The sequence below is a fragment of the Microbispora sp. NPDC046973 genome, from assembly GCF_040644495.1.
GTDB lineage: Bacteria > Actinomycetota > Actinomycetes > Streptosporangiales > Streptosporangiaceae > Microbispora.
The window spans coordinates 10,340-20,087 of sequence record NZ_JBEYWQ010000050.1; the positions used below are offsets into that span (position 1 = coordinate 10,340).

Sequence of the window (9,748 nt, forward strand, 5' to 3'; positions counted from 1 at the left end):
AGCCGACCGGCTCGGACGGTGCGGCGCGTCAGCCGAGGATCCGGGCCGCGCCGAATCCGGCTCGCAGTCCGCCGCCGTTCGCGAAGCGGCCGGGCCCGAAGGCGTCCAGGCGGGGATCGGGGTCGTCCAGAAGCAGCCGGGCGACGTGGTCGCCCCAGGCGGGTGCGAGCTTGAAGCCGTGGCCGCTGGTGCCCGCGTCGACGAACACGTGCTCGCCGACCTGGCCGGCGACCGGCTGCCAGTCGGGACTGACGTCATAGAGCGAGGCCCAGCCGCCGACCACCGCGGCGCGGCGGCGAGCCGCGGAGCGGGCGGCGGAGGCCGCGGCGAGGCGGTCCAGCTCACCGGGAAGAGGCCTGGAGAAGTCGTCGGGGTCGGCGGCGGAGGCCGGGACGACCCCGCCGGTGAGGTACTGGGTGCGGGGCTGCGGGGTCGTGTAGTAGCCGCCGGGGATGTCGATCAGGATGTGCGGCACGATCTCGGCGCTGTCGGCGGGCTCGTGCTCGGAGACGGCCACGACGTGCCGTTCCACGGTCAGCGGCAGGTACACGCCGAGCGGCCACAGCAGCGGCGCGGTCCACGGCCCGGCCGCCACGAGCAGCCGGCCGGCGCGGTGCACCGCGCCGTCGGACGTGGTCACCGCCGTCCCCCGGCGCTCCTCGGCGATCGCGACGACCTGCCGGTGGGCGTGGACCACCGCGCCGTGGCGCCGCGCCGCCGCGGCCAGCCCGATCGTCGTCGCGTACGGATCGGCGTAGCCGGCGTCCGTCTCCCAGACCGCGACCGCGACGCCGTCGAGGTCCAGATTCGGCAGAGCGGCGGGCAGCGCGTCGGCGCCGACGAGCTCGCTGGTGACGCCGAGCGAGCCGAGCCGCGCGGCGGTCTCGGCCGCCGAGGTCACGTCGCCGGGGCCGTGCAGGTAGAACGCCCCGGTCCGGCGGAACCCGGACTGGTGGCCGCCCGTGTGGTCCTCGAATGCGGCGAGGAACGCGATGCCGTCCCGCGCCGTCTCCGCGAGGAACGGGTCGGTGTAGTAGGCACGGCAGATGCCGCCCGACCGCCCGGTGGGGCCGCCCGCGACCGGCCCCCGGTCGAACACGGCCACGGACACGCCGCGCCGCGCCAGGTGGAAGGCCGCGGCCGTGCCGTGGACCCCGGCCCCGATGATCGCCACGTCGTACGTCATGCGACGGCCTCCCGGTCGTGCGGCCGCGCCGAGGGGCCCGAGTGGAGCCGGGGGATCGCGGCCAGCAGTTCCCGGGTGTACGGCGTGCGCGGCTCGGTGAAGATCTGCCGGACATCGCCGGACTCGACCACCCGTCCGTCCTTCATCACCAGCACGCGGTCACTGACGTGGTGGATCACCCCGAGGTCGTGGGAGATGAACAGGTAGGCCACGCCGAGCTCGGCCTGGAGCTCGGCGAGCAGGTCGAGAACCTGCGCCTGGATCGACACGTCCAGCGCCGAGACCGGCTCGTCGCAGACGATCACCTGCGGCCTGGGGGCCAGGGCCCGCGCGATCGCCACCCGCTGCCGCTGCCCGCCGGACAGCCGCAGCGGCCTGCTGTCCAGGATCGACGCGTCCAGGCCGACCCGCGCGAGCAGTTCCGCCGCACGGTCTCGCCGGGTCCGGCGCGGCTCTCCGCCGACGGCGAGCGCCTCGTCGAGGATCCGCCGTACGGTGAACCGGGGATCGAACGAGCTCAGCGGGTCCTGGTAGATCACCTGGATGTGCCGCCGCAGCGCCCGGCGCCCGGCGGAGCCGAGGCCCCGCCACGGACTGCCGGCGATCTCCACCTTGCCCGCGTCCGGCTCGACCAGCCCCAGCACCAGGCGCGCCGTCGTGGTCTTGCCCGAGCCCGACTCGCCGACCAGCCCGAGCGTCTCCCCCGCCCGCAGCTCGAACGACACGCCCTCCACGGCCGGCCGGCGCAGCCCGTCCGGTCCGGTGAACGACTTGGCCAGGCCGGACGCCCTGATCACGACCTCGCCCGGCGGCGCGGCCGGGGCCGGGGGCGGCGCCGAGCCGTCCTCCGCAACGGTCAGCCGGGTGCCCCTGGCGTGCTCGGAGGGCACCGCGGCCAGCAGCCTGCGCGTGTAGGCGTGCCGCGGAGCGCCGAGCACCTCGTGCGTGGGCCCCTCCTCGACGACCTCGCCGTCCTTCATGACCAGCACACGATCGGCCAGCTCGGCCACCACCGCGAGGTCGTGGCTGATCAGCAGCAGCCCGGCCCCGGCCCGCCTGCGCTCGGCCAGCAGCCGCAGGATCTGCGCCTGCACGGTGACGTCCAGAGCGGTGGTCGGCTCGTCGGCGATCAGCAGCGGCGGCGCGCAGGCGACCGCGGAGGCGATCAGCGCCCGCTGCCGCAGCCCGCCGGACAGCTGGTGGGGATACTGCGCGGCCCGCAGCTCCGGCTCCGGCACGCCCACCTCGCGCAGCAGCTCCACCACGCGCCGCCGTACGTCCGTACGCGGCACGGTCCGGTGGAGCCGCAGGGTCTCGGCGATCTCCTTGCCGACCGGGCGGAGCGGGTCGAGTGAGACCAGCGCGTCCTGCAGGACGTAGCCGACCCGGCCTCCTCGCAGGGCCCGCCACTGCCGCTCACCGTACGAGGAGACGTCGCGGCCCGCCACGACGAGCGCCCTCGCGGTGATCTCGGCGCCGGCGCCGGTCAGCCCGATCAGCGTGCGGGCGGTGACGCTCTTTCCCGAGCCGGACTCCCCCACGATGGCGACGCACTCCCCCGGGCCGACCGTGAAGGAGATCGAACGGACCGCCCGGACCGGGCCGAACGAGACCCGCAGGTCGGACACCTCGACGATCGGGAGGACCGGCTCGATGGCGGCGGTCGTGGTCACGACAGTCTCCCTTCGACGCGCCGCTGCAGGTGGCGGCCGACGACTGTGACGGACAGAACGGTGAGCGTGATGGCCAGCCCGGGGAAGACCGCGACCCACCAGGCGACGGAGAAGTAGTCGCGCCCGGCCGACAGCATCGCTCCCCACTCCGGGGCGGGCGGTTTGGGACCGAGACCGAGGAAGCTGAGCGAGGACGCCGCGACCAGCGCGGTGCCGACCTCGATCGTGGCCAGCACGAGCAGCGGCGCGAACGCGTTGGGCAGCACGTGCCGCGCGATGATCCCGGCCCTGGTCAGGCCGAGCGAGACCGCGGCCTCGACGTACCCGGACCGGCGGATGACCATGGTCTGCGCGCGGACCAGGCGCGCGTAGCCGGGCAGCGTGTACGCGGCGATGGCGAAGACCGCGTTGAGCGTGCCCGGCCCGACGATCGCGATGACGAGCAGGGCCAGCAGCAGCCCCGGCAGCGAGAGCAGGACGTCCACGACGCGCATCGCGACCTCGTCCAGCACCCGCCCGCCGAGCGCGGCCAGCAGGCCGACGGCGGTGCCTCCGGTCACCGCGAGCGCGGTGGCGGCCAGCCCGGCCAGCACCGACGGCCGCGCTCCGTACACGATGCGGGTGAACACGTCGCGCCCGTTGGCGTCGGTGCCGAGCAGATGCTCGCCGCCCGGAGGCCGGAGCGCGGCGACGGCGTCGGTGAGATCGGGCGAGCCGTGCGCGACCAGGCCCGGCGCCACCGCGACCACGGCCACGAGCAGCAGGAACGCGGCGGCCGCCCAGACGCCGGCACGCGGAACGCGCCGCCGCCTGCGTCCGATGACGGTGACGGCGCCTGTGGTGATGGTGGAGGCGGTCACTCAGGCACCTCGCAGTCGCGGGTCGATGGCCAGGTAGAGCAGGTCGAGCAGGATGTTGATGACGACGTAGAGCAGGGCGGCGATGAGGACGACGCCCATCACGACCGGCAGGTCCTTGTTGACGACGGCCGCGAGGGTGAGCCGCCCGATGCCCTGCCGGGAGAAGACCGACTCGATGATCACGGCCCCGCCGAACAGGTAGCTGACCATCCAGCCCGCGAGCGTGACCGTGGGGATCAGCGCGTGCCGGAGCGCGTGCCGCAGGCGCACGCCCAGGTCGGACATGCCGCGCGAGCGGGCGGTGAGCACGAAGGGTTCTTCCAGCGCCAGTTCCAGGCCCTCGCGCAGCACCTGCGTGAGCGTGGCGATGACCGGAACGGCCATCGCCACGGACGGCAGGACGAGGCCCTCCAGCCCCTCGCCGCCGGCGGCGGGGAAGAGCCGCAGCCCGAAGGAGAAGACGGTGAGCAGCAGGATCCCGGCCCAGAACGACGGGATCGAGATACCGACGAGCTCGATGCCGGAGAACACCGCCCGCGCCCACCTGCGGCCCGCGGTCAGCACCGCGACCGCGACCGAGACCGCGACCGCCAGGGCGAACGAGGAGAGCATGAGCAGGACCGACGAGCCGACCTGCTCGCCGATGGCGGAGGCGACCGGCTGGTGGAGCTGGTAGGACTGGCCCAGGTCGCCGTGGAGCACGCGGCCCAGGTAGGTGACGTACTGGACGGGCAGCGGCCGGTCGAGCCCGTAGTCGGCGATGATCCGGGCGCGGACCTCGGGTGTGACGGTGCTGCTGCCGATGAGCAGATCGACGGCGTTGCCCGGGGTGAGGTGGAGGCCGGCGAACGCGACCGTGACCGCGCCCCACAACACCAGGACGGAGGTGCCCAGCCGCACCAGCACCGGGCGGACCACCCGGGCTCGCGCCCGGGTGGCCGGTACGGCCACGGCGGTCATGCCTGCTCGACCCAGGCGTCGTAAAAGGTGGGGTACGCCTGCGGCTCCCAGCCGATGCCGTGCGTCTTCTTGCTCGCCCCGAGCAGGTAGTTGAAGACGTACACCGGGAAGACCGCGGCCTCGCCGGTGACCCGCTGCTGCACCTTGGCGTACAGTTCGGCCCGCTTGGCCTGGTCGGTCGTGTCCAGCGCGTCGCTCAGCCAGCCGTCGACGTCCTTGTCGGACAGCCGGGCGGCGTTCTGCCCGAACTTGGTGGCGGTGGGGATGGCGGAGGTGTCGAACAGATTGCGCAGGGTGTCGCCGTCGGCGCGTTGCCAGCTGAAGTCGATCAGGTCGTAGTCGCCCTTGGGGTACCTCTCGAGCCATTCGTTGACGGTGCCGCCGACGAACTGGACGTCGAAGCCGATCTTCTTCGCCTCGGCCTGGATCTGCTCGGCCAGCGTGTCGCGCTGCTCTCTGGCGAACTCCTTGAGGAATCCCCAGCGGATCGTCAGCCGCTTGCCGTCCTTGGTCCGGTAGCCCTCGGCGTCCCTCGCCGACCAGCCGGCCTCGTCCAGCAGCCTGTTCGCCGTCGCGGGGTCGTACTTCGTCTTTCCTTCGAGCGTCTTGTCGTACCCGTCGGTCGAGGGGGAGATGGGGCTCGCGGCGGGCTGGAACGCGCCGAAGTAGAGGTTGTCGACGATCGTCGCGAAGTCGATGCCGTCGCGGAACGCCTGCCGGACGCGCCTGTCGGAGAACGGCCCGGAGGTGGTGTTCGGGTAGTAGCTGTAGTTGCCGCCCGGCGCCTGCCGCGTGGCGATCGTCAGCCGGGGGTCGGCCCGCACCTGCTTGACGTTCACCGGCGGCACGCTGGCGATGGCGTCGACCTGCCCGCTGGTCAGCGCGCCGAGGCGGACCGAGTCCTCGGTGATGACCTTGATCTCCAGCTTGTCCAGGTACGCCGCCCCGGTGTGCCCGGCGCCCTCCGGAGCCCAGTTGTAACCAGGGTTGCGGTGATAGGTGATGCCCTTCTGCACCGCGTACTCGTCGATGACGAACGGGCCTGATCCGACGACCTTCTTGCACAGCGCGTCCTGCGACTGCTTGAGCGACTGCGGCGACTCGATCCCGAAGTACGCCGTGGCGAGGGCGGACAGGAACGGCGAGTACGGCCTGCTGAAGTTCACCTTCACCGTGTGCGGGTCGACGACCTCGCTGCCCTTGTACGGCTCGATGTATCCCGCGGCGAGCTGCGACTTGGTCGCGGGGTTGACGATGTGGTCCAGGTTGGCCTTGACCGCCGCCGCGTCGAAGGGGGTGCCGTCGGAGAACTTCACGCCCTCGCGCAGTGTGAACGTGTACGTCTTCTGGTCCTCCGAGACGGTCCATGACGTGGCCAGCCAGGGGTGGATCCTCCCCCCGGTGTCCAGGGACACCAGCGAGTCCAGCACGGGCCTGGTGAACAGACCGGCCACGTCGGCGGGGCTCTGGTGCGGATCCAGGCAGGTGGAGGGCTCGGTGTTGACGCCGAACGTGAGCGTGCCGCCCTTCACCGGCCCGGCGGGGGCCTTGGCCGCCGAGGTTCCCCCGCCCGAGCCGCCGCAGGCTGCCAGGGTGAGCAGGAGGGGAAGCGACAGACCGGCGGCTAATCGAACATTTCTGGACATCGGAGAGGCGAGCCTTTCGGTGGTTCAGACGAGACGGCCCGGGGTGGAGCTGCCGCGCCGTCGCAGCGTGCTCGTGGAAAGCGGGAGCCGCCCCGAACGTACGGTCATGGGACGCACAAAGTCAATATTTCCTACCTGCTATACATAAAATAATCGAAGTTCGTCCCCCGGCCCAGACCACGTGGGCGTCCGTCAGTCTCGCGCTCGGGGGCGATACCAGGAGGCGGCGGCGACGAGCAGGGCGGCCACCAGAGCACCGCAGGCCCAGGCGAACATCGACGAGATGCCGTCGGCTAGACCGTTCGCCCCCAGCGGGATCAGCAAGGCGGCCAGGCCGAGCGCACCCCCGATGGTGAGCGCGGTCTGCAGCAGTCCGGCGGCCACCCCGGCGTACTCGGCCGGGGCTGTGGTCAGGACGATCATGTTGAGCGGGATGATCGCCACGCCGACGCCCAGCCCCATGACGACGAGGGCCGCAAGCACATCGGTTGCGTAAGCGCTGCCGCCGTCGAGACGGGTCAGCCAGGCGGCCCCGGCGAGCACCGCCGCCAGGCCGAGCAGCGCACGGGTCTTGAGACCGACCGCGGCGATCCGGGCCGTGAGGATCTGGGTGCTCACGAGCAGCGCCAGGCCGAACGGCAGGATGGCCAGGCCGCTGCGCAGGGCGTCGAAGTGGAGCACGCTCTGGAGATACTGCACCAGGTAGACCAGGAAGCCGGTGAGGACCGCCGCGAGCAGCAGCAGGGCGGCGAAGGCGCCGGCCCGCTCCCGCCCGGCCAGCACAGCGAGGGGCAGCAGCGGCTCGGCGGCCCGCCGGTCCGCCAGGAGCAGCACCCCGGCCAGCACGACCGCGCCGCCGAGCGCGATCAGCGTCCAGCGGTCGCCCCAGCCCTTGTCGGCGGCATGCACGAGGCCGTACACGGCGGCGGCCAGTGCGGCGGTGCTGAGCAGCGCGCTGCGCATGCCGGGAACACGGGGCATGCCAGGAACACGGGGCATGCCGAGCGAACGGGACCGGGTCGCCTCGTCGCGCACGCCGAGCGCCCGGGCGGCGAGCGCGACCACGACCAGCCCGATCGGCACGTTGACCAGCAGGCTCAAGCGCCAGTCCCCCGCCCAGGTCAGCGCGCCGCCCAGCACCATGCCCGCGGAGGCGCCGAGCCCGGTCACCGTGGAGTAGAGCCCGAAGGCCCGCTGCTGCCGCTCGCCCTGAAAGACGATCGCGAGCAGCGCCAGGCCGGTGGGGCCGGCGACGGCGGCGCCCGCGCCCTGCAGGACCCGGCCCGCGATCAGCACCTCCAGGTTCGGCGCGAGGCCGGCGACCAGCGACGCCACCACGACCAGCCCGATCCCGGCGAGGAACACCCTCCGATGCCCGAGGGCGTCGCCGAGGCGGCCGGCGAACAGCAGGAGCCCGCCGAAGGCGAGGAGGAACCCGTTCGGCACCCACGAACCCCCGGCCACGGACAGACCGAGGTCGGACTGCAGGGCCGGGAGCGCGACGTTCACGATCGTGCCGTCGAGCTGGAGCATGAACTCCGCCCCGACGATCGCCGCGAGCGCGAGCGCCCACGCGCGGTCGCGGCCTCCCCGGAGCAGGCCGGTGGTGCTGTCTGTGCTCATGGAAACCTCCACGGTCCGGCAGCTGACGCGAGGAAGTCTCAGGTCAAGTGGCGGAGTTATCCTGAGGCTGCCTCAGCTTGATGGTGGAGATTCAAGATGAGGTAACCTCAGGATGTCAAGCGGGAGGTACCGATGGACGGCAAGCCCTACATCGCCCAGCGCCCGAAGCGCGCGGACGGCCGGCGCAACTACGACGCCATCCTCACCGCCGCACGCAAGGCGTTCGAGACCTCGGGCGCGGACGCCTCGCTGGAGGACATCGCGAGCCAGGCGGGCGTCGCCATCGGCACGCTGTATCGGCATTTCCCCACCCGCGCCTCACTCGTGGAGGCCGCCACCCGCGACGGCCTGGAGAACCTCGTCGCCCACGCCGAACGGCTGGCCGCCCGGCCGGATCCCCTCGACGCGCTGACCGAGTGGATGCGCGCGGCCGTCGTGCACTTCAGCACCTTCCGCGGCCTGGTCGGCATCCTCGCCCGGAGCATGTACGACGAGGGCACCCCCTCCCACGCCATGTGCGCCGCGATGCACCGCAGCGGCGCCGACCTGCTGCGCGCCGCCCAGGCGGCCGGCCGGGTGCGGCCCGACCTCACGCCTGAGGAGCTGTTCGACCTCCTCAGCGGCGCGGCCTGGGTGCGCGAGCAGGCCGCCTCCGGCAGGGACGGCAGCCCGCGCTTCCTGCAATTGGCGCTTGAGGGCATCACCACCCGCGAGCGCTGACCCCACCCAGGCCGGCGCCGAGGGGACTACAGAGACGAGACGATCTTGGCGATCAGTTCGTAGGAGCGGATCCTGGCCTGGTGGTCGGGCACCTGCGTGAGCACGAACAGCTCGTCGGCGCGGGTGCGGCGCACGAGCTCGCCGAGGCGGGGGGCGATGCGCTCGGGACCGCCGACGAACTGCGGGCCGATCTTCTCGCGCAGGAACCGCTCCTCGGCGGCGGTGAACCGGTGGGCGGCCGTCTCCTCCTCCGTCGGCAGGAGGGTGGCCGGGTCGGTCGTGCGCATGAGGATCTGGCCGTACACGAAGGAGGCGGCGAGCCGGTGCGCGCGCTCGTCGCTGTCGTTCGCCACGGCGATGACCGCCACGCAGGCGTGCGGCTCGGCCAGGGCCGCCGACGGCCGGAACGCCTGCCGGTACGCCTCCAGCGCCTCCGGCGCCCCGCCGCCCACGATCGCGTGCGCGTACACGTACGGCAGGCCGAGGCGGCCGGCGGCGACGGCGCTGGAGGCGCTCGATCCGACCAGCCACATCTCGGGCGGGACACCCGGCTCGGGGATCGCGCGCACGCCGCCGCTGCCGCCGGAGAAGTACTCGCCCAGCTCGCGCACCGCGTCGCCGAAGTCGAGCCGGCGCGGGTCGCCGAGACGCGCCGCGGCCTCCCCCGAGCCGCCGGAGGCGCGGCCGAGCCCGAGGTCGACCCGGCCGGGGTAGAGCCCGGCCAGCACGCCGAACTGCTCGGCCACCGCGTACGGCGAGTGGTTGGGCAGCAGCACCGCACCGGAGCCGACCCGGATGGCGGAGGTCGCCGCGAGGATGGACCCGGCGAGCACGGCCGGGCTCGAGGTCGCCAGCGCGGGCGTGTTGTGGTGCTCGGCCACCCAGTAGCGCCGGTATCCCAGCGCCTCGACGGCCCGGGCCAGATCGACGGAGCGGCGCAGCGCGTCGCCCGCGGTGTCGCCGCGCCAGACGGGCGCGGTGTCGTGCACGGAGACGGCGATTCCCTCGGCCAACGTCCTCTCCTTCGCGAAAGGGGGATATCCGGAGGATTCCTCAGGTTCACGAAGTCAACCTGAGGTA

At 73.0% G+C, this 9,748-nt stretch carries 8 protein-coding genes; 1 reads left to right on the top strand and 7 read right to left on the bottom strand.

Going from position 1 to position 9,748, the window contains the following annotated elements:
* Positions 1 to 28 precede the first annotated feature (28 nt).
* The 6 genes from ABZ860_RS40705 to ABZ860_RS40730 form a co-directional block, all read right to left on the bottom strand.
* Positions 29 to 1,186 carry an FAD-dependent oxidoreductase gene (locus ABZ860_RS40705; protein ID WP_357231439.1) on the bottom strand — a complete coding sequence of 386 codons (1,158 nt, stop codon included), beginning with the start codon at positions 1,184 to 1,186 and terminating at the stop codon, positions 29 to 31.
* Positions 1,183 to 2,859 carry an ABC transporter ATP-binding protein gene (locus ABZ860_RS40710; protein ID WP_357231442.1) on the bottom strand — a complete coding sequence of 559 codons (1,677 nt, stop codon included), beginning with the start codon at positions 2,857 to 2,859 and terminating at the stop codon, positions 1,183 to 1,185. Before ABZ860_RS40710 ends, ABZ860_RS40705 begins: the two co-directional genes overlap by 4 nt.
* Positions 2,856 to 3,719 (bottom strand): ABC transporter permease, encoded by an 864-nt coding sequence (locus ABZ860_RS40715; protein WP_357231445.1) that lies wholly within the window; start codon positions 3,717 to 3,719, stop codon positions 2,856 to 2,858. Before ABZ860_RS40715 ends, ABZ860_RS40710 begins: the two co-directional genes overlap by 4 nt.
* Positions 3,720 to 4,679 carry an ABC transporter permease gene (locus tag ABZ860_RS40720; protein ID WP_357231448.1) on the bottom strand — a complete coding sequence of 320 codons (960 nt, stop codon included), beginning with the start codon at positions 4,677 to 4,679 and terminating at the stop codon, positions 3,720 to 3,722.
* The gene (locus ABZ860_RS40725) at positions 4,676 to 6,325 is read right to left on the bottom strand and encodes an ABC transporter substrate-binding protein (RefSeq protein WP_357231451.1); all 1,650 of its coding nucleotides are present in this window, start codon (positions 6,323 to 6,325) and stop codon (positions 4,676 to 4,678) included. Before ABZ860_RS40725 ends, ABZ860_RS40720 begins: the two co-directional genes overlap by 4 nt.
* 192 nt (positions 6,326 to 6,517) lie before the next feature.
* Positions 6,518 to 7,948, bottom strand: coding sequence for an MFS transporter (locus ABZ860_RS40730; protein ID WP_357231454.1), 1,431 nt, complete (start codon positions 7,946 to 7,948; stop codon positions 6,518 to 6,520).
* A 132-nt stretch (positions 7,949 to 8,080) separates the two neighbouring features.
* Between ABZ860_RS40730 and ABZ860_RS40735 the strand changes: the two genes are divergently transcribed.
* Positions 8,081 to 8,668: a helix-turn-helix domain-containing protein gene (locus ABZ860_RS40735; RefSeq protein WP_357231456.1), complete on the top strand. Its 588-nt coding sequence runs from the start codon at positions 8,081 to 8,083 to the stop codon at positions 8,666 to 8,668.
* Positions 8,669 to 8,694: 26 nt separating this feature from the next.
* Here the strand turns inward: ABZ860_RS40735 and ABZ860_RS40740 are convergent, their stop codons facing one another.
* Positions 8,695 to 9,681 carry an LLM class flavin-dependent oxidoreductase gene (locus ABZ860_RS40740; RefSeq protein ID WP_357231459.1) on the bottom strand — a complete coding sequence of 329 codons (987 nt, stop codon included), beginning with the start codon at positions 9,679 to 9,681 and terminating at the stop codon, positions 8,695 to 8,697.
* Positions 9,682 to 9,748: the final 67 nt, after the last annotated feature.

What these genes read in the sequence shown, in the direction of transcription:
- ABZ860_RS40730 (WP_357231454.1), bottom strand. Translation starts at nt 7,948, where the DNA reads ATGAGCACAGACAGCACCACCGGCCTGCTCCGGGGAGGCCGCGACCGC.
- ABZ860_RS40720 (WP_357231448.1), bottom strand. Translation starts at nt 4,679, where the DNA reads ATGACCGCCGTGGCCGTACCGGCCACCCGGGCGCGAGCCCGGGTGGTC.
- ABZ860_RS40735 (WP_357231456.1), top strand. Translation starts at nt 8,081, where the DNA reads ATGGACGGCAAGCCCTACATCGCCCAGCGCCCGAAGCGCGCGGACGGC.
- ABZ860_RS40705 (WP_357231439.1), bottom strand. Translation starts at nt 1,186, where the DNA reads ATGACGTACGACGTGGCGATCATCGGGGCCGGGGTCCACGGCACGGCC.
- ABZ860_RS40725 (WP_357231451.1), bottom strand. Translation starts at nt 6,325, where the DNA reads ATGTCCAGAAATGTTCGATTAGCCGCCGGTCTGTCGCTTCCCCTCCTG.